Source organism: Arthrobacter sp. CC3 (assembly GCF_039907775.1).
In the GTDB taxonomy this organism is placed as follows: domain Bacteria; phylum Actinomycetota; class Actinomycetes; order Actinomycetales; family Micrococcaceae; genus Arthrobacter.
In genome coordinates this window covers 84,350-109,038 of the sequence record NZ_JARCCY010000008.1, presented here as the reverse complement: position 1 = coordinate 109,038, position 24,689 = coordinate 84,350, and the positions used below count along the sequence as shown (strand labels likewise).

17 protein-coding genes and 2 tRNA genes are annotated in these 24,689 nt (G+C 65.5%); 4 read left to right on the top strand and 15 right to left on the bottom strand.

All coding sequences use genetic code 11. From position 1 onward, the window contains the following. Positions 1-46 precede the first annotated feature (46 nt). From PV761_RS06835 to PV761_RS06810, 6 genes are all read right to left on the bottom strand, one after another. Positions 47-1,441, bottom strand: coding sequence for a gluconate:H+ symporter (locus PV761_RS06835; RefSeq protein WP_347895476.1), 1,395 nt, complete (start codon positions 1,439-1,441; stop codon positions 47-49). A gap of 47 nt (positions 1,442-1,488) precedes the next feature. Continuing rightward, positions 1,489-2,022, bottom strand: a complete 534-nt coding sequence (locus tag PV761_RS06830; RefSeq protein ID WP_028270216.1) for a gluconokinase — start codon at positions 2,020-2,022, stop codon at positions 1,489-1,491. A gap of 73 nt (positions 2,023-2,095) precedes the next feature. Next, complete coding sequence (locus PV761_RS06825) at positions 2,096-2,872, bottom strand: PIG-L deacetylase family protein (protein ID WP_347895394.1); 777 nt, start codon at positions 2,870-2,872, stop codon at positions 2,096-2,098. A 4-nt stretch (positions 2,873-2,876) separates the two neighbouring features. Then, the gene (locus PV761_RS06820; RefSeq protein WP_347895392.1) at positions 2,877-3,830 is read right to left on the bottom strand and encodes an electron transfer flavoprotein subunit alpha/FixB family protein; all 954 of its coding nucleotides are present in this window, start codon (positions 3,828-3,830) and stop codon (positions 2,877-2,879) included. Between the two features lie 13 nt (positions 3,831-3,843). After that, a complete protein-coding gene (locus PV761_RS06815) occupies positions 3,844-4,644 on the bottom strand; it encodes an electron transfer flavoprotein subunit beta/FixA family protein (protein WP_028270219.1) in 801 nt (266 codons plus the stop codon). A gap of 285 nt (positions 4,645-4,929) precedes the next feature. Next, positions 4,930-6,675 (bottom strand): trypsin-like peptidase domain-containing protein, encoded by a 1,746-nt coding sequence (locus tag PV761_RS06810; RefSeq protein WP_347895390.1) that lies wholly within the window; start codon positions 6,673-6,675, stop codon positions 4,930-4,932. A 299-nt stretch (positions 6,676-6,974) separates the two neighbouring features. Between PV761_RS06810 and PV761_RS06805 the strand changes: the two genes are divergently transcribed. Further along, positions 6,975-9,020, top strand: a complete 2,046-nt coding sequence (locus PV761_RS06805; protein WP_347895388.1) for a TPM domain-containing protein — start codon at positions 6,975-6,977, stop codon at positions 9,018-9,020. Between the two features lie 112 nt (positions 9,021-9,132). Next, on the top strand, positions 9,133-9,924 hold the full coding sequence (locus PV761_RS06800) for a PspA/IM30 family protein (protein WP_028270221.1): 792 nt from the start codon (positions 9,133-9,135) through the stop codon (positions 9,922-9,924). Positions 9,925-10,015: 91 nt separating this feature from the next. Here PV761_RS06800 and PV761_RS06795 read toward each other — a convergent pair whose 3' ends face one another. Continuing rightward, positions 10,016-11,275 carry a hypothetical protein gene (locus tag PV761_RS06795; protein ID WP_347895386.1) on the bottom strand — a complete coding sequence of 420 codons (1,260 nt, stop codon included), beginning with the start codon at positions 11,273-11,275 and terminating at the stop codon, positions 10,016-10,018. A gap of 209 nt (positions 11,276-11,484) precedes the next feature. Between PV761_RS06795 and PV761_RS06790 the strand changes: the two genes are divergently transcribed. After that, positions 11,485-12,909 carry a deoxyribodipyrimidine photo-lyase gene (locus tag PV761_RS06790; RefSeq protein ID WP_347895384.1) on the top strand — a complete coding sequence of 475 codons (1,425 nt, stop codon included), beginning with the start codon at positions 11,485-11,487 and terminating at the stop codon, positions 12,907-12,909. Between the two features lie 50 nt (positions 12,910-12,959). On the opposite strand, the gene PV761_RS06785 is transcribed toward PV761_RS06790, so the two are convergent. The 5 genes from PV761_RS06785 to PV761_RS06765 form a co-directional block, all read right to left on the bottom strand. Continuing rightward, on the bottom strand, positions 12,960-13,898 hold the full coding sequence (locus PV761_RS06785; protein ID WP_028270225.1) for a cytochrome b/b6 domain-containing protein: 939 nt from the start codon (positions 13,896-13,898) through the stop codon (positions 12,960-12,962). 342 nt (positions 13,899-14,240) lie between these two features. Continuing rightward, positions 14,241-14,317 (bottom strand) — tRNA-Met (locus tag PV761_RS06780). A 143-nt stretch (positions 14,318-14,460) separates the two neighbouring features. Continuing rightward, a tRNA-Met gene (locus PV761_RS06775) sits at positions 14,461-14,534 on the bottom strand. Between the two features lie 243 nt (positions 14,535-14,777). Then, the gene (locus PV761_RS06770) at positions 14,778-17,783 is read right to left on the bottom strand and encodes a UPF0182 family protein (protein ID WP_347895382.1); all 3,006 of its coding nucleotides are present in this window, start codon (positions 17,781-17,783) and stop codon (positions 14,778-14,780) included. A 148-nt stretch (positions 17,784-17,931) separates the two neighbouring features. Continuing rightward, on the bottom strand, positions 17,932-19,095 hold the full coding sequence (locus PV761_RS06765; protein WP_347895380.1) for a S16 family serine protease: 1,164 nt from the start codon (positions 19,093-19,095) through the stop codon (positions 17,932-17,934). A gap of 219 nt (positions 19,096-19,314) precedes the next feature. Between PV761_RS06765 and PV761_RS06760 the strand changes: the two genes are divergently transcribed. Continuing rightward, positions 19,315-20,778, top strand: coding sequence for a zinc-dependent metalloprotease (locus PV761_RS06760; protein WP_347895378.1), 1,464 nt, complete (start codon positions 19,315-19,317; stop codon positions 20,776-20,778). Positions 20,779-20,798: 20 nt separating this feature from the next. On the opposite strand, the gene PV761_RS06755 is transcribed toward PV761_RS06760, so the two are convergent. From PV761_RS06755 to nudC, 3 genes are all read right to left on the bottom strand, one after another. After that, positions 20,799-21,434 (bottom strand): M48 family metallopeptidase, encoded by a 636-nt coding sequence (locus PV761_RS06755; RefSeq protein WP_347895376.1) that lies wholly within the window; start codon positions 21,432-21,434, stop codon positions 20,799-20,801. Next, positions 21,434-23,536 (bottom strand): ATP-dependent DNA helicase UvrD2, encoded by a 2,103-nt coding sequence (locus PV761_RS06750; RefSeq protein ID WP_347895474.1) that lies wholly within the window; start codon positions 23,534-23,536, stop codon positions 21,434-21,436. The genes PV761_RS06755 and PV761_RS06750 overlap by 1 nt, the downstream gene beginning before the upstream one ends. A gap of 146 nt (positions 23,537-23,682) precedes the next feature. Next, positions 23,683-24,660 (bottom strand): NAD(+) diphosphatase, encoded by a 978-nt coding sequence (gene nudC / locus PV761_RS06745; protein ID WP_347895374.1) that lies wholly within the window; start codon positions 24,658-24,660, stop codon positions 23,683-23,685. Positions 24,661-24,689: the final 29 nt, after the last annotated feature.

Below are 24,689 nucleotides of genomic sequence, written 5' to 3'. Positions count from 1 at the left end.
CGCGGCGGCGCGGCTCACCTGAGCCGGGGGCCGATCAATAGCGCCGCTAAATTATCAGCGACAGCAGCATCACGAAGCCGAAGCCGACCACGGAGATCAGCGTTTCCATCACGGACCACGTCTTGAACGTCTGCCCGACGGTCAGTCCGAAGAGCTCCTTGACCAGCCAGAAGCCGGCGTCGTTGACGTGGGAGAGGAAAAGCGATCCCGCGCCGATGGCCAGTGCCAGCAATGCGGCATGGGTCGGGGTCAGTGAGCTGGCCAGCGGAGCCACGATGCCTGCTGCCGTCACCGTCGCTACCGTGGCGGAGCCGGTGGCCAGCCGCAGCGCGACGGCCACGATGAAGCCCAGCACCAGGACCGACATGTTGGTTCCTTCGGCCCACTTCTTCACGGCGTCACCGACGCCGGCCCCGATCAGGGTCTGCTTGAAGCCGCCGCCGGCACCCACGATCAGCAGAATGGCCGCGATGGGGCCCAGGCTGGCGCCGACCTTGGACGTGATGCGGCTGCCGGTGAATCCCACGGCGTAACCGAAGGTGATGATCGCCAGCAGCACGGCCAGGGTCATGGCAACCAGGGGCTGGCCAACGAAGTCAAAGAAGATCCGGACCGGCGGTGCGGTTTTGGGATCCGGCCAGATGATGTCCACCACGGCTTTGAGCAGCATCAGCACCACCGGGAAGATGATGGTCAGCAGGGTGACAAGGAACGTGGGCTGGCGCTTGACGCCTTCCATGTCCGCGCCATGCTGGGTATCGATGCCTCCGGCCACGGCGGGCGCACCCACCGGAACCCATTTTGCGGCGAGGCGCGAGAACAGCGGTCCGCAGATGATGACCGTGGGGATGGCGACGAGGATGCCCAGTGCCAGGGTGGTGCCGAGCTCTGCCTTGACCGCGCTGATCGCAATCAGGGGTCCGGGGTGCGGCGGCACCAGTCCGTGCAGCACCGAGAGCCCGGCCAGCGCGGGAATGGCGATGCGCATCAGCGGCATCCTGGAACGCTGCGTGACCAGGACGATCACCGGGAGCAGCAGCACAAGTCCGATTTCGAAGAACATCGGCAGGCCGATGATGACTGCCACCAGGGTGACGGACCAGACAACCTTGTTGCCGCTTGCCTTGTCCAGCAGGGTGTCCACCACCCGGTTGGCACCGCCGGAATCGGCCAGGAGCTTGCCCAGCATCGCGCCAAGGGCGATCAGCAGGCCCACCTCCTTCAGGACGCCGCCCACGCCGTCTTCGAAGTTGGAGATGACCTTGGCAAGTTCAACGCCGGAGGCCAGGCCCACGAATGCGGAACCGAGGACGAGCGCCAGGAAGGGGTGCAGCTTGAGTTTGGCGATCAGCACCACAATGAGCGCGATGCCGATTGCAGCGACCACCAGAAGCTGCGTGTCGTGGCCGGTCCAGCCCTCGACGGCAGCAGGCAGCTGCATTGCTATTTGAGAATTCAAAATATGGTTCCTAAGTGCGTAACGCTGGTTTATGGGGTCGCGGCGTCTGCCGCGCCCAGGTTGAGCCGCTCGATGATTTCCTGGGCTTCTTCCGACGGCGTGGCCGATACGCACAGGGAAATGTGCTCTTCGTCCGCCGTCGGCTCTTCCAGCGCATCAAACTGCGATTCGAGCAGCGCGGGGGGCATGAAGTGCCCGTGGCGCGATGCCAGGCGGTCGGAGATCTTTTCCTTGCTTCCCTGCAGGAAGACGAACACCACGCCTTCACCGCGCAGGGCGTCCCGGTAGCGCTTCTTCAGCGCGGAACAGGTGACGACGCCGGGGGTTCCGTCCTGCGTGTGCGCGCGGATCCATTCGGCGATGGATTCCAGCCACGGCCATCTGTCCTCGTCGGTCAGCGGCTCACCGGCCTGCATTTTTGCGACGTTCGACGCCGGGTGCAGGTCGTCGCCTTCCGCCAGGTCCCATCCGAGCCTGCCGGCCAAGAGGCCGGCCACAGTTGATTTACCGGATCCTGAGACACCCATGATCACCAGTACCGGTTGCTGCGCAGTCTTCGCCATCAAAGTCTGCCTTCCTGAATAAATATGATTTAAACAGAGGCCAGCATATGACACGGGTTACACCCGGGCAACCCTAGAACCCGGCGATGGTTCCGGAACCGTTGATTGTGACGACATGAAACGCCTCGGCACTGCGCCCGTCGGCCAGACCGGCCCGCGAGCCGGTATCCAGCATGAGCGCTCGGACTGTGCGGTCCATGGCCTCCAGGTCCGGGTGCTGGCTGGCATGGACATGGATCGCCGCCAGCTTCTCCTCGACGTGGGCCGTGACGTCCACAAAGTGGTTGTCCCGTTCCTCGGGCCCGGCAAACAGCCAGAGCCACGGAAGCTTGTAGGCTTCAAGGCCCGCCTCGGCCAGGTCCGGGTATGCGAAGGGGTTTTCCAGGGCCGGATAGACAGCGCGCGTTACGGCCTCCCCCACGGCGAGGTGGTCCGGGTGGCTCTTCTGAATACGGTTCCAGTTGCGTTCGGGATGCATGGAAAGCACGACGTCGGGCCGGATCTCCCGGATCAGCTTCACCACTCCCCTCATCACCTCGTGCGTCGGTTCCAGGTAGCCGTCCCGCTCGTGGAGATAGTGGATGTCGGTCACCCCGACCAGCGCAGCGGCCCGGCGTTGTTCCTCCGCCCGCATGGCCACGATCTCGTCGCGCTGCGCCGGGTCGAAGCCGCCGGCGTCGCCGTCGGTCATGATGCAGTAACTGACCTCGACTCCTGCCGCGGTCCAGGCCGCGATCGTCCCGGCGGCGCCGAAGTCGATGTCGTCCGGGTGGGCGGTAAAACAAAGGACCCGCTCAACCCGGTGGTGCTCCGGGTTGAACGGGCTCTGCGCCGTAGCGTTGATGCTCAATTCATCAGCCTTTGCGCTTCTTGATTTCTTCGGTGGCCTGCGGAAGGACCTGGAAGAGGTCGCCGATGATGCCGAAATCGGCGATCTCGAACACCGGTGATTCGGCGTCCTTGTTGACGGCAACAATGACCTTGGCGGTCTGCATGCCGGCTTTCTGCTGGATGGCGCCGGAAATGCCGGCGGAAATGTACAGCTGCGGGGACACCGTCTTGCCGGTCTGGCCCACCTGCGCGTCGTGGCCGATCCAGCCGGCATCGGTTGCCGCGCGGGACGCACCAACGGCGGCACCGAGGGCATCGGCAAGTTCCTCAACGGGACCAAAATCGCCGTCGACGCCGCGTCCGCCTGCCACCACGATCCGCGCCTCGGTGAGGTCCGGACGGCCGCTGGCCGGCTTGTCCGTGCGGCCGGTGATCCGGGCAGCGCCGGCCGAGGCGGATTCCGGGACGTCGACGGTGCGTACCTCGGGGCTTGCCGCCGCTCCCGCGGGTTCCGGCGTGACGCTGTTCGGCTTGACCGTCAGCACGGACACGGCCGTGGTTGCCCTGGCCGTGGTGGTGTAGGAGCCAGCCAGCACCGACTTGTGGGCCGTGCCGTCCGTGTCCACTCCCACGACGTCGGTGATGACGCCGGCGCCAAGCTTGATGCCAAGCCGGGCTGCGATCTCCTTGCCGTCAAACGAGTTCTCCAAGAGCACCGTCGTGGCACCCGAGGCCGCCACGGCCCCGGCCAGGAATGCGGCCTTTGGGCCGACCAGGTATGCGTCAAGGTCGTCGGACGATGGCCGGAAGATGGCGGCGGCGCCGTGGGCACCCAAGGCGGCGGCGACGTCGTCGTTCAGCGGTCCGTTGACGGCTACGGCTGTGTCACCGAGCGCACGGGCGATCGTCAGCAGTTCGAGGCCGCTCTTCTTGAGGGCCTGCCCGGGGTTGTCAATGAATACAAGTACTTTTGCCATGTCTGGAATCCTCTTAGAGCAGCTTCTGGGCGGCCAGGAACTCGACCAGCTTGATGCCGGCGTCGCCTTCGTCGGTGATGATGGTGCCGGCGGTGCGCGGCGGGCGGGGGGCTGCCGTCTGCACGGCGGTCCAGGAACCGGCTTTGCCCACCTGTGCGGGGTCGACGCCGATCTCCGCGAGCGAGAGCGTGGTGATGGTCTTGCGCTTGGCAGCGATGATTCCCTTGAAGTTCGGGAAGCGCGGCTCGTTGATCTGGTCGGTTACGGACACCACGGCAGGCAGCGGCGCCTCGATGGTGTCGTAGTGCGTGTCACTGTCGCGGCGGGCGATGACGCGGCCGCCGTCAACTTCCAGTTCGGAGGCGAACGTGACCTGCGGGAGCCCGAGCCGTTCGGCCAGTTGCGCAGGAACGAGGGAGGTCTCGCCGTCGGTGGATGCCATGCCGGTCAGGACCAGGTCAACGGGGCTGTCTGATCCCAGGTGTCGGACGGCTGCAGCCAGCGCCAGGGACGTCGCGGCGGCATCGGATCCGGCCAGCGCGTCGTCGCGGAGGTGGACGCCTTCGGTGGCGCCGATCTGGAGGGACTTCTTGATGGCATTGACGGCACCGGCGGGACCCATGCTCAGAGCGATGACCTGGTTGCCGGCCTTTGCTCCGCCGCGGGCTTCTACCAGCTGCAGCGCGGCTTCCAGAGCGTATTCGTCCAGCTCGGACAGGATGCTATCGGCGCGGTCCGTGGTGTTGTCCTCGGCGCTGAGGTGACGGTCCAATTGCGCGTCTGGTACATGCTTGACCAGAACGATGATCTTCAATGTCTCTTCCACTTTCTGTACAGCAGCCTTCCATGCTTGTGGATAGCCAGCCGGGTGAGGTTATGGCCGCGGATCTCCCCCGGGGTGCGGGTAGAACCAAGCTAACCATATAGCGGGGTGCCCGCGCCGTCCCGTTAAGGCCTGTGTCAGGCAGGCGGCGCTTACACCCGGCCGGCGCCGGACTACGGCAGCGAAGCAGCGGAGGCGGGGCCACCATGCCGGCGGCCCCGCCTCCGCTGACGGGTAGATTCGTGCTAGCCGCGCCGCCGGAGGCGGCTCCGGCAGTTACTGCTCCGCTGCCGCTCCGAGTGTCACGTCCACCTGCTGTTGCTGGCCGCCGCGCTGGAATGTGACCTTCACGGTCGCACCGGCCGGCTGCTCTCGAACCGCTGCGGTCAACTGGTTGGGATCGCTGATGACGAGGTCGTTGAATTTCGTCACGACATCGCCCACCTTCAGGCCTGCCTTGGCGGCGGCGGAGCCTGACTCCACGGTGGCCACTTCCGCGCCCACCGAGAAGGACGAGCTTGAGGACGTGGACGACTTCGGCTTCACGCTGACGCCGAACTGGCCGTGCGTGGCCTTGCCGTTATCGATGATCTCCTGCGCCACACGCTTGGCGTTGTTGATGGGAACGCTGAAGCCCACGCCGATGTTGCCGCTGGTGCTTGAGCTTGACTCGCCGCCGGCCGAGGCAATGGCCACGTTCACACCGATCACTTCACCCTTGCTGTTGACCAGGGCACCGCCGGAGTTGCCGGGGTTGATGGCGGCATCCGTCTGGATCACGTTAAGGGAGATGGATCCCTGGTTCGCGGAGTTCTGGGTCTGGCCGCCGTCCGGCGGAGCAAACTGGAAGCCGCCTTCGCCGTCGCTTTGGGAATCATCCGCGCCTTCCTTGGGCGCTGCCGATGAGGCCACGCTGATGGTCCGGTTGAGCGTGGAGACGATACCGTCGGTGACCGTTCCCGTCAGGCCAAGGGGCGAGCCGATGGCGATGGCGGTGTCACCAACGTTCAGCTTGCCGGAGTCCCCAAGGGTCGCCGGCGTCAACCCGGACGGGTTGTCCACCTTGATCACGGCAAGGTCGCTCAGGGGGTCGGTGCCAACGATTTTCGCGGTGAGCACCCGGCCGTCACTCGTCCGGATTTCGATGGTGGCGTTGGCCGTCTTGCCGTCAAGGGTCACAACGTGGGTATTGGTCAGGATGTGGCCGTCCTCGTCGAGGATGATTCCTGAACCGGTGCCGCCGTCGCTGCCGCTCGTCGCTTTGATGGTCACCACACTCGGGGACGCCTTCAACGAAGCGGCGGTAATGACGTTCACGTCATCTTTGTTGTTGACGATCACGGTGCTGGGCTGTCCGCCGGCGCTACTCACGGCTGACGTGGAGCCATTGCTGATGAAGGCGTCGCTGGCCGCCACCACTCCGCCGCCCACCAGGCCGGCGGCAAGAATGCTTGCGACCAGGGTTCCCACGCCAAAGGCCGCTTTCCGCTTCGGGGTGCTGGCCGGATCGGAGGCGTACATGCTGCCCGGGTGCTGGTGGCCGGCCTGATAGGGGCCGCTGCCCTGCGGGGCGCCGGCACCGGAGTAGTTGCTGTGACCCTGGTGGGCGTCAGGCTGGCCGGAATGCTGGGCGGACGGGCCGGCCTGCTGGCCGTAGAAGGGCTGGTGCTGCGGATAGACGGGCTGCGGTGCACCGTCTCCGTGAGGATGTGGCTGACCGTTGCGGAAGGGCGCACTTCCATCGTCGGACGGTGCACGGTCGAGCCGGACGGTCGGGTTGTCCTGGGCGCCTGGGTTCCCTTGGGCGCCTGGGGTTCCCTGGGTTCCTTGGGTATCGGGGTTTCCTTGGACTGAGTCTCCGGCCGGTTGCGCCGGATCCTGCGGCTGCAGCGCGGGCTGCTGCTGGTGCCCTGCATCCAGCGGTTGCGTGTCCGCGTGAGCAGGCTGCGCCGGCCAGCCCTCGCGGGGCTTTTCCGGACCCCTGTTCTCAGGCGATCCACCCTGTGCTGGGTTCTCAGTCATTAGACTTCCTTTCATCCTTGTCTGCTTTTAACTATGGACCCTCAGACTGGAGCTAAGGCGGACGTTGGCTGGGAGGTTGCTGAACGCCGTCGGAGTCCGTTTTTTGCGGGTCCGGCAAGTGCTTGCAGCGCTTTTCGCTGGTGGCATATTCCCCGTTGTGGACGGGCATTTTGGTGCACCATAGAATCAAATGGAATTGCCACAGCGACCTGCGGCTTTACACATGCGTGGGGGCGCTGCTGCATTCTGTGACGACTGGCTCGGCCCGAATCAGTCGCAGAAGTGCTGAAGGGTTGCACATGCGGTCTAATTTCAAACGTCTCCTCGCCGTGATCGGCCTTGCCGGGTTGCTGGCGGTTCCCGCCACCTCAGCCTGGGCCAACGACCCGGTGACCATTCCGTCCGGCACGAACATCGTGGACAACGCCAATGTTCTCGGAGGACGCAAGGCCGAAGTCCAGGAAGCAATCCAGAAGCTCCTGAAGGACCACAAGTACAACCTCTATGTGGTGACCGTGGACTCCTTCACGAACCCCGCCGACCCCGCGGCATGGGCCCAGGACGTGGCCACCAAAAAGAGCATGGGCCGGGCGGACGCCGTTCTGGCGATAGCGACGGAAGGCAAATTCAGCTTCACCCTGAACTCAGCCAGCCCAATCAAGTCCAAGCAGTCCAACATCAGCCAGAACGCCGTCACTGCAAACCTTGCCGGGGGTAAGAAGGATTACGCCCAGGCGGCCATCGACACCGCGGGGGCAATTGGCGACGCCGCCGGCGGGGGCAGCGGCAACGTCCCGTCCGGTGACGGCGCCGGCGCAGCCGTCCTGGTTGGCACTGGCGTGGTCGTGGCCGGCGGCGCGGGTGCCTACCTGTACCTCCGGAACAGGCGGAAGAAGGCTGCTGTCGCTTCGAGTGCCAGCTACGGACCGCAAGGCGCAGAGCTCGACCCATTGGCCTCCCTGAGCGTGGACGAGCTGCGCAAAAAGAGCGGTTCGCTGCTCATTGAAGCCGATAACGCCATCAACTCCAGCGAGCAGGAACTGGGCTTCGCCCAGGCACAGTACGGCGATGCCGCCGTCGGGAATTTCACGAAGGCCCTGCAGGAAGCCAAGGGTCACATGTCCGAATCGTTCAAACTGCAGCAGCAGCTGGACGACCACATCCCGGACACCGAGGAACAGCAGCGGAGCTGGCTTGGCGAAATTATTCGCCGTTCCGAGGCGGCCCTGGCCTCACTCCAGGAACAAAAGGCCGACTTTGACTCGCTCCGTGAACTTGAGAAGAACGCCCCGCAGGCCCTTGCCGCGGTGAACGCCGGGGCCCAGGAAGCTGACGCCAGGATCGCCACGGCTGAACAGACCCTGACCACCCTGCGGGCCAAGTACGCGGACAGTGCCCTTGTCCAGGTCTCGGACAACATCGGCCAGGCCAAGGAGCGGCTCGCGTTCGTGCAGAACGCGTCGTCAACGGCCCGGGACAAGCTGGCAGCCGGAGAAGGCAGCCTGGCTGCCGTGGCCGTCCGTGCCGCGGAGGAAAGCCTGCACCAGACCAAGGTACTGCTCGAAGCCATCACGAAGGTCTCCGGGAACCTGGACGAGGCCCGTAACAGCCTTGAGGCCGCTGTGGTGGACACGTCCCAGGACCTCGCTCAGGCCAAAGCGATGATCCAGTCCGGAGCCCATCCGGAACTTGCCGGGCCGGTGGCCGGAGTGGAAGCCGCCCTGGCCCAGGTCAAGGCGGAAATCCAGGGCGGCAAGATCGATCCGATCGCCACCCTGGAGCGGGTGGAAACGGCCCATCAGTCGCTGGACCAGTCCCTGACGGGCATCCGGGACCAGCAGGAACAGGCCCGCCGCGCGCAGGCGTCGCTGCAGCAGACCATCATGTCTGCCCAGGCGCAGATCAGCGCCACCTCGGACTACATCACGGCGCGCCGCGGCGGAGTGGGGACCGAAGCACGTACTCGCCTGGCAGAAGCCCAGCGGAACCTGGACTATGCCTTGTCCATCTCCCGCAATGACCCGGTCACGGCGCTTACGTACGCCCAGCAGGCCCACGCACTGGCCGCACAGGCCGCGCAGCTCGCCCAGGGCGACGTGGACAGCTTCGGCTACGCAAACCAGGGCTACGGCCGCGGAGGCATGTTCGGCGGCGGAGGCGGTGGCGGCCTTGGCGGCGCCATCCTCGGTGGCATCCTCATCAATTCCATCCTCAACGGCGGCAGCGGCGGCGGCTGGGGCGGCGGCCACAGTGACGGCGGCGGCTGGGGCGGCGGCGATTTCGGCGGCGGAGGCGGGGACTTTGGCGGCGGCGATTTCGGCGGCGGAGACTCCGGCAGCTTCTAGCCGATCCACAGACTAGGCGGCGGCCGGTTTCCCCCGGCCGCCGGATAGAAGCGGTATATCAACTGTTCACTGAAATCAGTGGCGACCACTGAGCAGGATGAAAGGCAACACCATGGTTAAGCAGTCCATTTTCGGCCGTATGGCGCAGCTGGCAAAGGCGAACATCAACTCCTTGCTGGACCAGGCCGAAGATCCGCAGAAGATGCTGGACCAGATGGTCCGGGATTACACGAACAACATTGCCGAAGCTGAATCTGCTGTGGCGCAGACCATCGGCAATCTGCGGATGCTCCAGGACGACTACAACGAGGACGTCAAGAATGCCCAGGACTGGGGCAACAAGGCCCTGGCAGCGTCCCGCAAGGCCGACGAGTACCGGAGCAGCGGCGACGCCGTGGACGCCCAGAAGTTCGACAACCTGGCCAAGGTTGCCATCCAGCGCCAGATGGCAGCCGAGAACGAGGCCAAGGCCGCAGAACCCAGCATCGCCTCGCAGACCGAGGTTGTGGACAAGCTCAAGACCGGCCTTGACCAGATGAAGAGCAAGTTGAACGAGCTGACCAGCAAGCGCAATGAGCTGGTGGCCCGCTCCAAGACCGCCGCAGCACAGTCCCAGGTCCACGACGCCCTCAAGAGCATCGATTTCATGGATCCCACCAGCGAGGTGGGCCGCTTCGAAGAGAAGATCCGCCGCGAAGAGGCGAAGGTCCGCGGACAGCAGGAGCTCGCCGCGTCCAGCCTCGACGCACAGTTCAACCAGCTCGAAGACCTTGGCGAGCAGACTGAGATCGAAGCTCGACTCGCGGCCCTGAAGTCCGGCGGCGCGAAGCCTGCCATTGGGTCGTCGGCCAATTCGTCGGCTGCCGATTCCACGGTTGAAGAGGCTGATTTCGACAAGCTCTAGTAGCTGATCCGGTTCCGGACCGGACACCGGAAAGGCCGGGGTTCCCTGACGGGAACCCCGGCCTTTCGGTTTTCGTCGACAGCGCCCGCAGCTAGCTCAAGGTCACCGCCGGTTCGCCTCCCGACGTCAGCCCGGTACCCGCCGTACAGCTCCCGGAACGGACATCGCCGCCGTTGTAGGCCTGGCGCAGGCAATTGCGCAGGGCCAACTGGCCCCAGTAGTTCGGATGCAGTGATTCCTGGATGTAGTAGTCGCTGAAGGCAGTGCTCGCCGTCCGGATCTCGTTGATCCACTCGCTGAGGTCCGCTGCGCCCGCGCTCCGCCAGTCGGCCAGCGCGGTGTTGTTCAGCTTCTTCGTCGTATCGGCGCACAGTTCATGGCCGCTGAAGAGCGCGGACACGTTGAGCGTGCGAACACCTGACACACCGGAAGCAGCGATTCCGGCTGAAATGGTGGAGTTGATGGCAGGCACGGCGGTCCCCGCCGCCCAGTCCAGGTCCGCGTTCCAGAATCCGCAGCCGTAGGTACTCTGCCGGCTGAAACCTGATTCTGAATAGGCGATGCGGGAACTCCGCGGCAGGGGCGAGACGTAGTTCTGCACCACCAGGCTGTACTCACCGGGCGCGTAGCCCGCGTTGCCCATTGCCTTGGCAACGTTGGCCAGCGACGTGCCGATCCGGGCCGCCACAGCCGCCCTGTTGGCGGCCGAGAAGTTCGTGGCCACCGTGGTGGAGTCCTTGCAGTAACTCGGCGCCCACCACGGGCTGGTCATGAACTTGGAGACACACGTGGCGATGATGCCGGCAAAACCCAGGTCATTGCCGCCGATCGAGACCACTACCATCCTGACCCGGTGGGATGATGCGAAGCGCTGAAGTTCCAGGGCCTGGCCGGTGTTCCCGGCTGCGTCGTTGTAGAAGTCGAGGCCCGGTTTGAACTCCCCTGACGAGTTCCAGGACGTGGCCGTTTTGGCGCCGGAACAGGCCAGGTTGAGCGCCTGCGCCTGGCCGATGCTGATTTCCGCTGACGAGGAGCGGTGGCAGCCGCCCGTGCGCTCGGACTGGCCGGCATCAAGGTAGGCGGCGTCGCCCAGGGCGTCCGCCTGGGCCGGGTCGCTCGAGTTGCCCGCCCAGCGGCCTGCCTCCCCCGAAATATAGGAGTCTCCGACACTCACCACCCACGCATCGCCGCCCGGGGGCGCAGCATGGGCGACGGGGGCAATCAACCCGGAAACCGAGACGGCGGCGGCCAGCCCTGCCAGGAGTGTCCGGGCGGCGGGCAGACGGCGGCTTGCTGTCCGGGCCGCTCTGGCCTCTCTTGAATCTTTGGCCGCTGCAAGGAATAGCTTCATTGGTCATCCTTTTTCCTGCGCGCGGCATCTTTGCGGCGAACAGGTGGCCGGCATCCGGCCGCCTCCAGCCGTATGCCGTTGTCAACAGGAAAAGGCCCGATCCGAACGGAACCGTCCCTGCGGAGAATGAACGCAACGGACGGCAGGAGCGAGTCTACGGCCAAGTTACCGGCCAGTAAATAGCACCGAGCGGCGTGTACCGTGGAAGCATGCCTTCCACCATTGTCTGGCTTCGTGATGACCTTCGCCTGGATGACAATCCGGCGCTGGCCGACGCGGCAGCCCTGGGCCACCCCGTAACCGTCGTCTACGTCCTGGATGAAGAATCGCCCGGGGTGCGCGCGCTCGGCGGTGCAGCCAAGTGGTGGCTGCACCATTCGCTGGCGTCCCTGGCTGCCGGGCTGGAGGCCGCCGGCTCCCGGCTTGTCCTTCGGCGAGGGAAGGCGGCGGGAACCATCCAGGAGCTGGCTGCAGAGACCGGAGCCACCCATCTGAGGTGGAACCGCAGGTACGGCGGGCCCGAACGCAGCATCGATGCCGGTGTTAAGGCCTGGGCCGGCGAGGAAGGCCTTGATGCCGCGAGCTTCCAGGCCAGCCTCATGTTCGAGCCCTGGACCATCCGCACAGGCGCCGGCGGGCCCTACAAGGTTTTCACGCCCTTCTGGCGTGCCTGCCTCGACAGCGGTGAGCCGCGGATGCCGCCCGGCGCTCCCGGCAAGCTTCCTCACCCGGCGCAGAACGACGACGGGGAGCTCCCCCACAGCGACGACCTGGACAGCTGGGGGCTGCTCCCCCGGTCACCGGACTGGAGCGCCGGACTTGCGGAGTCTTGGACGCCCGGTGAAGCGGGCGCGCACAGCCGCCTGCACGATTTCCTTGACGGCCCTGTCGAGGATTACGGAACCGGCCGCGACCGGCCGGGACTCGAGGGCACCAGCCGCCTCTCCCCCCACCTTCGTTTTGGTGAAATCAGTCCCTTCCGCGTCTGGCACGCGCTCCGTGAGCGCTTCCCGCACCAGGCACCCGCCGACGTCGGGATCTTCCGGTCCGAACTGGGCTGGCGCGAGTTCTGCTGGCAGCTGCTCTATGAGAACCCGGAGCTGGCCACCCGGAACTACCGCCCCGATTTCGACCGTTTCGAGTGGCAGACGCCGTCGGACGCTGAGCTGGAAGCGTGGCAGCAGGGCCGGACGGGCTATCCGTTGGTGGACGCCGGAATGCGGCAACTGTGGCAGACGGGCTGGATGCACAACCGCGTCCGCATGGCCGCCGCATCGTTCCTGGTGAAGAACCTGCTCGCTGACTGGCGGCTGGGCGAGGCCTGGTTCTGGGACACCCTGGTGGACGCCGACTCAGCCAGCAATCCGGCCAACTGGCAATGGGTGGCCGGATCAGGAGCGGATGCTTCCCCGTATTTCCGGATCTTCAACCCGGTGACGCAAAGCAAGAAGTTCGACGCGGCGGGCCGCTACCTGCGGGAGTTCATTCCGGAAATCGCCGGGATGGATGACAAAGCGATCCACGAACCCTGGAAGTCTCCGGAACAGGCCGCCGGGTATCCGGAGCCGGTGGTGGGCCTGCCGGAGTCACGCGAGCGGGCCCTGGAGACCTACCAGAAGCTCAAGGACAGCTGAGCCGGGCCGCCTACAGCGACCCCGGCCAGCGGCCAGCCCCGGCAGGCCGGTCAGCGGCTGCTGACCTTGCCCATCAGGGACGCAATGGGACTCAGGAAGAGCGGCCTGGCCAGGAACCACGCAGCGACCATCACGGCGACTGACGCGGCAAAGATGCCGAAGCCCACCCAGCTGACGTCATCGCTGCCGCCGTACATGTGGTTGAGGTTCCGGAGCGCACCGGTGGCGAGCACCAGGAACACGTGAACCACGATGAAAGCGGCAAAGTAAATCATCACCGGGAAGTGCACGGCCCGGGCTGCCTCGATCGGGTAGGCCTTGTTCAGCGCCTTGGCGTTCTTGGGCCAGGCCGAGGACATCCTGAGGCCCGTGATGAACGCCAGGGGCGCCGCGATAAAGACCGTGATGAAGTACGTGAGCAGCTGCAGGGCGTTGTAGTTGACCCAGCCGTTCTCCGTGGGCCAGTTCAGGGATGCGTACTGCAGCGCCGCCGAGAGCGCGTTGGGGAAAACATCCCAGCTGGTGGGCACGATGCGCGCCCACTGTCCGGTGGCGAAAATCAGGACGGCGAACACGATGCCGTTGAGGATCCACAGCGCGTCCAGGACGAGGTGGAACCACAGCGCGAGGCTGATCTTCGTCGGGGCATTCCTGGTGCGGATCATGCCCTTGTTGTTCCGGGTCCAGTAGGCCGCCGGACGTGTCTGCGTGCGCACCTGCCAGCCGGAGCGGATGATCAGCAGCAGGAAGAAGCCGTTGAGGAAGTGTTGCCACGCCAGCCAGGCCGGGAAGCCCTCAGGAGTTCCCGCAGGGAGCTCTGAGTGGCCCGGGTAGGCCGCCAGGAAGTCCTTGACACCGGCAAGTCCGGTGATCCACTTCGCGAGAAGCACCACGAGAAGAAGGGCAACGAGCGCGGCCGGCACTGCCCAGTACAGCTTGGCCCATTTGCTCTTCGCAGTTCCGGACTTCTTCTTGGTCGGTAGTGACATCGAACAGCATTCCTCTCGAGAATGATCGACTAGTGACGTAGGCGGATCCACCCCTCCCGGGTGCACCAGCGGGAGCGCCGGCCGGGTTAAGTGCGCCTTAATAGCTTGAATCATGAACAGCGGAAGAGCGAACCCTGACGGGCCGGTGGTCATCCCCCGCAACATAGGATCCGTTTCCTGGCGGCGCCGGCCTGCCAATGCGGTGATCGTCGTTGAACAGCCACTGGCACCGTAGGACGTAGCCCCCGCGAACGAGAATACTAGGAAATGCTAGTAGTTGGTGACCCGGGGACAAAGAAAAAAGGCCCTGACCGGCATATCTGCCGGTCAGGACCTCTTCCATGGTTGCGGGGACAGGATTTGAACCTGTGACCTCTGGGTTATGAGCCCAGCGAGCTACCGAACTGCTCCACCCCGCGTCGCTAGATCAACACTACCCTACTTTTACGGCCGCTCCGACCACTCCCCCGGCGCCGCCCCCGGGATCCGGGGCAAAGCAAAATGAGCCGGGCAAAGCAAAAGGCCCGGATTCCCTCTCGGGAATTCCGGGCCTTTCCTTCAGTTGCGGGGACAGGATTTGAACCTGTGACCTCTGGGTTATGAGCCCAGCGAGCTACCGAACTGCTCCACCCCGCGTCGCAAGAACAACATTACCCGCCGGTGAACTTCAGACCAAATTGAGGCGACGTGATCTGCGTCTCGGGAGCGGTCGGCCGCTGCGAACCTGCCAAAACCGGCCTCTACGGCACAGGGTGGATACGGCACAGGGTGAATACGCCACAGGGCCTGACACGGCAGAGGCCGGCTTCCCCGTCCTCGCGGAAGGGAAGCCGGCCTCTGCCGTGCCTGCAGGCTATCGGGAGCCTGCGCGGCGCCTGATCAGTTACTTGCCGAGGGCGACGGCGTCGCCGCGGCCGAGGGGGTTGCCGTGGGTGACGGGGTGGGTGAAGCACTTTCGGCACCGAGCTTCGCTTCGGCGTCGATCGCCTTCTGCAGTGCCGCGGACAGCTTCTTCTGCTGCTCTCCGTAGGCGGCGAAGTCACCCTTCGCGAGGGCTTCCTGGCCCGCCTTGATGGCAGCGTTGGCCTCGTCCAATGCAGCCTTCAGTTCCGCCTTGGCGTCGGTTCCGCCGGTGGCGGGCGGGGTGCCGCCTCCGGTGGCGGGAGGGGTCTGGCCGTTGTTGGCTGAATCACCGGCCGAGGCGCCGGAGTCTCCGCCGAACAACTGGTTCAATGCCTGGTCAAGGGTGGGGGCAAAGCCGATCTTGTCGCCGAACGCCACCAGCACGCGCTGCAGCGTTGGATAGGACGTTTCGCCCGTGGACCGCAGGTAGACAGGCTGCACGTACAGCAAGCCGCCGCCCACCGGGAGGGTGAGGAGGTTGCCGTTGAGGACGTCAGACGCGCCCTGACGGAGCAGGTTCAAGGCCTGGGACACCGTGGGATCCGAGTTGAACTTGTTCTGCGCCTGGCCGGGGCCGGGAACCTGGGCTTCCGGCGGGATCTGCAGGAGCCTGAGCTGGCCGTAGCTTTCCGCTTTCACACCCTTCTGGTTGCCGGCATCGGAGTCCGCGGCCAGGAAGCCATAGAGCACGTTTCGCGCTGTGCCGTTGACTACCTGGGGAATGAACGACGACGTGAGCTGGAAAGCGGGCTTGTCCTGGTCCGGCATCTGGAGCGACATGTAGAACGGCGGCTGCTTGACCGCATCACTGACGGTGGGATCGTTAGGGACGGACCACGCGTCGTTGTTCGTGTAGAAGTTGTCCGCCTGGGTGACGTGGTAGCGGCCCAGCAGTTCGCGCTGCACCTTGAACAGGTCCTCCGGGTAGCGGACGTGGCTCATGAGTGCCCCGGACATCTCGGAGAAGGGCTTCAGGGACGTCGGGAAGACGTTCTGCCAGGCCTTCAGCACCGGGTCCTGGTCGTCCCAGGCGTACAGCGTCACGGAGCCGTCATAGGCATCAACAGTTGCCTTGACGGAGTTCCGGATGTAGTTCACCGAACTGTTGGGCAGGGCGACGGTGCGTCCCGCCGTCGTCTGGGAATCGGCGGTGGCCGACGACAGCTGTTCCTGCTGGGAATAGGGGAAGTACTGGCTGGTGGTGTAGCCGTCCACGATCCACTTCACCCGGCCGTCCACAACAGCCGGATACGCGTTGCCGTCGACCGTGAGGTACGGGGCGACCTTTTCCACGCGGTCCCGCGGGTTGCGGTCGTAGAGGATCTGCGACTCGGCGTTCACGCCGTCGGACAGCAGGAGATCTGAGGACTGGAACTTGATGGCGTACAGGACCTTGTTGAAGAAGCTGCCGACGTTCGGGCCGCCGTTGCCGGTGAAGGTGTACTGCGTTTCGCCGTCGCCTTCCTTGCCCGCCGGACGGTCCTGCTCGCGGTTCGGCGAGCCCTTCGGGGCTCCGACGATCGAGTATTCCGGCGAGTTCTCGCCGAAGTAGATCCGGGGCTGGTAGGTCGTGTCGTTGCCGAGGACACCGGTGGACGGAATGCCGGCCTGAAGGAACTCGGGTTTGCCGTCCGCGGTGAACTTGTTGCCCTTGGCCGCGACCACGCCATAGCCGTGCGTGTAGACCACGTGCCGGTTCAGCCAGGACTGCTGGTTGGCGCTGAGCCCGTCCGGGTTGAGTTCACGGACTGCGATCACCGTGTCCTGGACCTTGCCGTCGACTTCGTACCGGTCCACGTTGAGTGCGCTCGGGAACTGGTAGTAGGGACGGTACTGCTCCAGCTGGGAAAACGCGTCCGAAATCAGGTTCGGGTCCAGGAGCCGGATATTCGCAGTCGTTTGTGCATCCGGCGCCAGGGCGCCCGTGGTGGCGGTGGTGGTGGCGTTGTACCGTTCCGCTTGGATTTTATCCAGGCCGTAGGCTGCACGGGTCATGCTGATGTTCCGTTCGATGAACGGCTTCTCAAGGGTCTGCTCGGACGGGCGCACCTGGAACTGCTGGATGACCCACGGGTAGACACCGCCGGCAAGGATGGACGTAATGACCAGCATGGCCGTGCCGATGACGGGCAGGCGCCATTTGCCGATGACGGCAGCGACGATGAACAGGATGGCCACCAGCGCGGCGGCGACAGCCAGGATGGACTTGGTGGGGATGACGGCGTTGACATCCGTATAGAGGGCGCCGGACCAGCGACCGTTGCTGTTCTGCACCGCGGAGTAGCGGTCCAGCCAGAAGTTCACTCCGAGGAGCAGCAGGAAGGCCGCGCCCGTCACGGCAAGGTGGATCTGGGCCGCGCGGCTGGTGAAGATGCCGCGTTCCATGATCCGGATGCTGCCGTAGAGATAATGCGTCAGGATTCCCGCGATGCCGGCTACCACCACCACGCTGATGAGGAAGCCCGTGACGAAGCCGAAGAACGGCAGGGTCATCAGGTAGAAGCTGATGTCGAGGTTGAACTGCGGGTCGTTCTGCCCGAACGGTTCCTGGTTCAGGAAGAGCAGCACTTTCTGCCACTGGCTGGCGGCGGCGCTTCCGGCGAACAGGCCGAAGAGTATCGGCAGGCCGACCATGACCACCCGGCGAACCGGTTCGAGCTGCGCCTGGTAGCGGTTCAGGTTGTCCCTGATCTCCGAATCCGGGGCATAGACGGGACGGGCGTGGTAGGCGATCCGGATGGCATAGAACATCGCAGCGAACATGAGCGCGAAGGCGACCAGGAAGATGATGATGCGTGCCAGGTTCTCCGTGAGGAAGACTTCAAAGAACCCAAGCTGCTGGTACCAGAGGACATCGGTCCAAACATTGGCGAAGAAGATGAATCCGACCACAACCAGTGCTACGACGATCAACGTCGGCGTCAAGGCACCTCGCCTTGGCTGGGGTCTTCCGGGCGGAGTGGAGCTGGCGGGACGGGACAAACTCGGTACCTCATAGCTGGTCGTCAGTTACTGGTTTTGTCAAAACTCAGGGTGCGTGATGCTCGGACCGCCGTCACACCCCGGACTTGGGATGAACGGCAGTCATTAGTGCCACGAGTGGCGGTGGTGCTTAGTTCCTGCAATTAGTCTAGTTGCTGGTGCACGAGGGAAGCCCGGATGTGTCGCCGCCAGAACCGATCACGGCAACGGCTTCCCTGGCCTCGGCCAGGTTCTCGACTTTGACCACCTGCAACCCGTCCGGAATGTGTCCCACCACTTCCCCGCAGTTGGCAGCCGGAGCAAGGAACACCTCCGCACCGTCCGCCCTGGCCCCGTACATCTTCTGCCCGATCCCGCCGATGGATCCCACGACGCCGTCGGGCGTGATGGTGCCCGTCCCGGCGATGTGTTTACCGCCGGTCAGGTCCCCCGGGGTGACGGTGTCGATGATGCCCAGGGCGAACATCATGCCCGCGCTGGGGCCGCCCACTTTTTCGAGGGAAATCTTGACGTCAAAAGGGAACTTGAATTCGTACTGCAGCAGCACGCCGAGGATGAATTTTCCGGCGGCGTTCTCCTTCGGGGTGATGGACTCCGTGACCTGCGACCCGTCACGGGTGACGACGACGGTGGCAGGCTTTCCCTTTCCGGCGGCGAGTTCCTCCTGCACGACGCTGAGCGACGTCACGGGTTTGCCGTTCACGGTGGAGAAGACATCGCCGGCCTGCAGCTTGCCGGCGGACGCCGACTGATCCGCAAGGTCTGCCACCCGCAGTTTCTGTTCGAACGGAATATCGAGTTCCTTCAGGGCGGAAGCCGTGGCGTTCTCCTGGGACGTGGTCATGGCCACTGCGCTCTCCTGCTGGGACTCCTCCTTCGTCACCCCGGTGGGGAAGATGAGCTCCTCCGGATAGACCGCCTTGGATTTGTCCAGCCACGCCGAAAACGCTTCGAAGACGCTGACCGGGCCGTTGGGGCCGCCGTCGACGTAGACAGTGGTGAGGTCCAGGTTCCCCTTGGCCGGAAACGTTTCGCGGCCGGTCACGCTGATGACCGGCTTGCCGTTGTCATTGGCCAGGGTGTTGAAGGTGGGCCCCGGTGATTCAACGACGTACGGCACGGGAAGGCTGGCTGCGGTGATGCCCAGCGCAAGAGCGAGCAAACCGGAAGCCACCATTGCGGGGTAGCGGTTGTCGCCTGCTTTGGCACGGCGGGACGTCGGCCGGCGGGACAGCCTGCCGCGGGTCGTCCCGCTGCCGCTTCCCGGTTCCGCAGGATCCCCTGGAACCTGGTCGCCCTGAGTGATTGTCAATGAAGGACCTCTCCGTACCTGCGCCCGCTGACGCGGCCCCGTGGCTGAACCGGCTCGCACTGACGGCAGCCTGCAAATATTCCGATGACTAACACTACGCGTTGAGCGGGCGGCGCCGCTCTTTGCCGACAGCGAACGGGGCCGGATTCGGCAGACAGCCGCCAAGGCCGCGGGGTACCGTGAAGGTGATCAACAGTCACACCGACGATCGGCGGGATCATGACCTCCAACCCACTCAATCCGTCCAATGGGGACGACGACACCCCTAAGGATCCGCTTGCGGAAATGCTACAAAACCTCATGGGTGGCAAGGGCATGGGTGACATAGACCCCGCTGAACTGGCCAAGGCTGCCGGGCTTCCGGACGATCCGAACCTCCTGGCCCAGATGTTCTCGCAGGTGCAGGCCATGATGAGCGCGCCCTCCGAAGGGCCCGTGAACTGGCAGCTCGCCCACGACAACGCGCGGCGGGTTGCCGCAAGCGGATCCGACCCTTCGGTGACGGCGCAGCAGTCCCGCGAGATCGATGAGGCACTGCGCCTGGCCGAGCTGTGGCTTGACCAGGTCACTGAGCTCCCCGCGACCGGCCTGATCGGCCGGGCATGGTCCCGCGCCGAGTGGGTCGAGGAGACGCTCGGCACCTGGAAGCGGCTCACTGAGCCGGTGGCGAACAGCATTGCGAATGCGCTGTCCACAGCCATGTCCGAGCAGATGCCCGAGGAAATGAAGTCCATGATGGGCGGAGCTTCCTCCATGCTGCAGAACATGGGCGGGGCCATCTTCGGCATGCAGCTCGGCCAGGCCATCGGTGCCCTGTCCGCGGAAGTGGTCAGTTCAACGGACATCGGGGTTCCGCTGGCCGACCTCGAAATGGCACTGCTCCCGGCCAACGTGGCAAAGTTCGGCGAAGGCCTGAGCCTGCCCGAGAACGACATCCGGCTTTTCCTTGCGGTGCGGGAAGCGGCGCATGCCCGGCTCTTCGTCCAGGTGCCCTGGCTACGCGGCCACCTCCTCGGAGCCATCGAGGCCTACGCCCGGGGCATCCACATTGACACGTCCAAGATTGAGGAACTGGCCCGGGAGATCGACCCCAGCAACCCCGAAGGCATCCAGGAGGCGCTGTCGCAGGGCGTGTTTATGCCCCAGCGGACCCCCGCCCAGGAACAGGCACTGGAGAAACTCGAAACGGCACTGGCCCTGGTCGAAGGCTGGGTGGACGAGCTGACCGCAGCAGCCACAGAGAAGTTCCTGCCCTCGGCATCGGCGCTGCGCGAGACGGTGCGCCGCCGCCGTGCCACGGGCGGCCCGGCCGAGCACGCCTTCTCGTCCCTGGTGGGACTGGAGCTGCGTCCCCGCCGTTTGCGCGAGGCTGCCGCACTCTGGGCCTCCCTCAAGGAAGAACGCGGCACCGAGGGCAGGGACGCCATCTGGCACCACCCCGACCTCCTGCCCACGGGCGAGGACCTGGATGATCCCCAGGGGTTCAGTGCACGGCGCAAGCTCGCCGAAGCGAGCGACACCGAGGTGGACGACGCGCTGCAGAAGCTGTTGAACGGCGGATTCGACGAACCAGCCGAGGACGAAAAGGCGTCCGGCGGCGAAGGCTCCGGCTCCGACTCCGACTCCGACGACGGTAGCCCCGGCCCAGGCAAGGACGACGACGGCGGGACGCCGAAGGCCTGACCCCGCCGGCTTTGGGGCAGCTAGCCGAGCACTGACGGACCGTGGGATTCGTCGGTGCTCGAGCTTTGTCCTTCGACGTCCGGCGACATTCCCCGCGACGTGGCGAACGCTACGCCTTCAAGGAACGCCTTGGCCCGCCGGGTTTCGGGGTAAGCCTCCAGGAGTCGCCAGAACGCGGCATTGTGTCCGGCGACGAGCAGATGCGCCAGTTCGTGCAGCAGCACATAGTCGATGACCCACTGCGGCATGGTCCGCAGTTTGTCCGAGAGCCTGATGGTCCCGTCGGCGGGAGTGGCGGAACCCCAGCGGGAGTTCTGGTTGCTCACCCACCGCACGGACGACGGCACGGAGCGTCCGCCAAGGTACTTCGCCGACAGTTCGGCTGCATGCGCGGCCAGGGCGGCATCCGTGGCCGGCCTGCGCCGCCCCTCACCGCGCGACCGCCGGACACCCTGCAACCGGAGCTTCTCCAGCATCCGGTGGACCCATTCGCTTTCCTGGCCTTTGGTGAAGTGCGCCGGGATGGCCACCACGGCCGTTCCGTTTTCCCAGAACGCAGCCACGGTCCGGCGACGGCGGGCGGAGCGGCGGACGACCACCGGCGCACCATCGGGGGTGGTCAGCGGAATCGCCCGGGGCGGGGCTCCGCCGGCCATCAGGCGCTGCTGCTTTCCGTGAGGACTTCGAGCACGGCTTCGCCGTACTTTTCCAGTTTCGAGGGCCCGATTCCGGCCAGCTGGGCCAATTCTTCGAGGGAGGCCGGCCGCGCCTCGGCGATGGCGGTCAGCGTCGCATCAGTGAACACCACGAAGGCTGGAACCTCGGCGGCCAGGGCCACGTCCTTCCGCCACTGGCGCAGCGCGTCGAAGGTCTGTTCCTCGTAGCTCGGCGGGCATTGGCTGCAACGGCCCACCTTGCGTTCAGCGCCGCTGGACAGCATGCTTCCGCAGACCCGGCACATCGCAGGAGCTGCCGCCTTCCGCCGCGGGGCGGGCCCCTTGCCGCGCGCCGTCGAAGTGGCCACCGAGTCCGGCCGCAGGCCGTCCAGGAAGCGGGACGGCTTCCGGTTGGCCCTTCCGCCGGGGGTCCGTGCCAGCGACCAGGAAAGGGACAGGTGCTCCCGTGCCCTGGTGATGCCCACGTAGAGCAGCCGGCGTTCCTCATCCACGTCTTCCGGGGAGTCGGCGAACGAAATCGGCATGAGGCCTTCGCAGAGACCCACAAGGAAGACCGCGTCCCACTCGAGGCCTTTGGCGGCGTGCAGCGACGCCAGGGTCACTCCTTGCACGGTCGGGGCATGCTGGGCGAGCGATCGTTCCTGCAGTTCGTTGACAAAATCCGAGAGCGTGAACTGCGGACCCCGGCTGAGCACCAGCTCATCGGCCAGCGCAACCAGCGCGGCCAGCGATTCCCAGCGTTCCCGCAGCGCTCCGCCGTTGTGCGGGGCGGACTCCGTGTATCCAAGGGATGCGACGATGTCCCGGACCAGTTGGCCCAATGGCCCGGGCTCCGCGGTTTCGGCAGCAGCACGGGTGGCGGCCCTGAGCTGGAGGATCGCGTCCCGGACTTCCTTGCGGGCGAAGAACCGCTCTCCGCCGCGCAGCTGATACCCGATTCCGGCCGATGCCAGAGCCTGTTCGTATGCCTCGGATTGCCCGTTCGTGCGGAACAGGACGGCTATCTCACTGGCCGGTGTACCGGCGTCGAGCAATTCACGGATCTTGATCGCAACGGTGGCGGCCTCGGCTTCGTCGTCCGCGCATTCGGTGAACTGCGGCGCCGGCCCGGGCTGCCGTTGAGCCACCAGTTTGAGCGGTGCCGCCCATGCGGCGTCCGCCACGGAGCCTCCGCTGCGCCGGCCCGCGAGGAGGTCGTTCGCCAGTTTGACCACCTGCGGCGTGGAGCGGTAATCTCTGATCAGCTTGACGACGTTGGCGCCCGGATACATGGCCTTGAAACCGAGCAGGTGCTTGGGAGAGGCGCCGGTGAACGAATAGATGGTCTGACTGGCGTCGCCCACAACGCACAGTTCGTCGCGTCCGCCCAGCCAGAGTTCCAGGAGCCGCTGCTGCAACGGCGAAACGTCCTGGTATTCGTCCACTACGAAGTGCCGGTACTGTTCGCGGACCGTGGCTGCCACCTTCGGGTCCTCCTGCAGTATCCCGGCAGTGATCAGCAGGACGTCCTCGAAATCGATGACGTTGCGGTCCGTCTTGATGTCCTCGTAGGACTGGAACACCCGGGCCACGGCCGTGAGGTCGAATCCGCCCGGGTTGCCGCGGCCCTGTGCGTTCTCGAGGTAGTTCGCCGGCGTCAGCATGGACACCTTGGCCCACTCGATCTCCGAAGCCAAATCCCGGATGGACGCCCGGTCCGTGCTGAGCCTCAGGCGGCGGGCGGCTTCGGCGATCATCTGCGCCTTGTGGTCCAGGAGGTTTGGCAGCGCACCGCCCACAGCCTGCGGCCAGAAGAACTGCAGCTGCCTCAGCGCGGCGGCGTGGAAAGTCCGTGCCTGGACGTTGCCGACCCCGAGGTCCCGCAGCCGGCTCCGCATCTCCGCTGCAGCGCGCGCGGTGAAGGTCACGGCCAGCAGCCTCTGCGGGCTGTAAACGCCTGAGTGCACGCCGTAGGCAATCCGGTGCGTGATGGCACGCGTCTTGCCGGTGCCGGCACCCGCGAGCACGCACAGGGGACCGTTCAGCGTGCTCGCGACTTCCCGCTGCTCGTCGTCCAGTCCGCCGAGGATACGGTCCTCCAGGGAACGGTTGTCCTGCGCTGCGGGCTCGGGGAAAGCGGTGTCGCCCTGGGCGGTGCGTTCAAAATTCTCAGTTGTCACTTGCTGCTCATGTCATTTGGTGCTGGGTCGATCGGTGATGTCTTGTGAAGGTCCGCTGTGGCCGGAGGTCATTCGTCGGCGGGACGGTCCTGGATGACGCCGCCGTACCAGTGCTCAATCAAGGACCGGGCAATGGACAGCCTGCTGGAAATGACGATTTCCCCGCTCAGCAAGGCCGCCTGAAGTTCCGCACGGCTGAACCAGCGCGCCCGGGTGACCTCCACGCCGTCGGGCATTGCCTCGGTGTCCTCCGTCCGGGCGGTGAACCCCAGCATCAGCGATGCGGGGAAGGGCCAGGACTGGGACCCCAGATACTGGGTGGCGGTGATCCGCACCCCCACTTCTTCCTGGATTTCCCGGACAACCGCCTGCTCCAGGGACTCGCCCGGCTCCACGAACCCGGCCAGGGTGGAATAGTTCTTCGCGTCGAGGGGGCCGCCGCCACCGAGCAGGAGCCGGTCATCCGGGCCGACCACCGTCACGATGATGGCCGGATCCGTCCGGGGGTAGTGCTCGGAGTTGTCGGCAGGACACCTGCGGACCCATCCCCCGGCCTCAACGAGCGTCGCGGCGCCGCACCGCGGACAGTGAACGTGCGTGGCATGCCAGTTGGCGATTGCGCTGGCTTCGATGAAGAGGGCGGTGTCGGTGGCATTCAGGCGGGCAGCCACGTCCCGGAATCCCGTCCACACGGCATCCGAGGGTATTCCGGCGATGCCGCGTTCAAACTGCTCCGCCCGGACCTCAAAAGGCTCCTCCAGGACAAAAAGGACGATTTCCGTCCCTTCGTCCAGGTGCGAGCCGGCGAGGGCGGAGCCGAGGTAGATGGTCATGGCCGGGGGCGATCCGGCCTCGCCCAGGCTCGCCGCGAGTCCGGCGGCGTCCGTCAGCAGGAGGCTGTCGCCGCAGACCAGAGCCTGGCGGTGTGAGAGGACCATGGCCAGCGCCCGGCCGGAATTGACCACCGAGTCCACCATGCCCGGCTTCATCCTGGCGCCGGATCCCCTGTCAATGAGGGCAGGACGGACCGGCAGGACAGTGTCCATAAGGTGGTTCGCCGGCAGCCGCTTCAGCG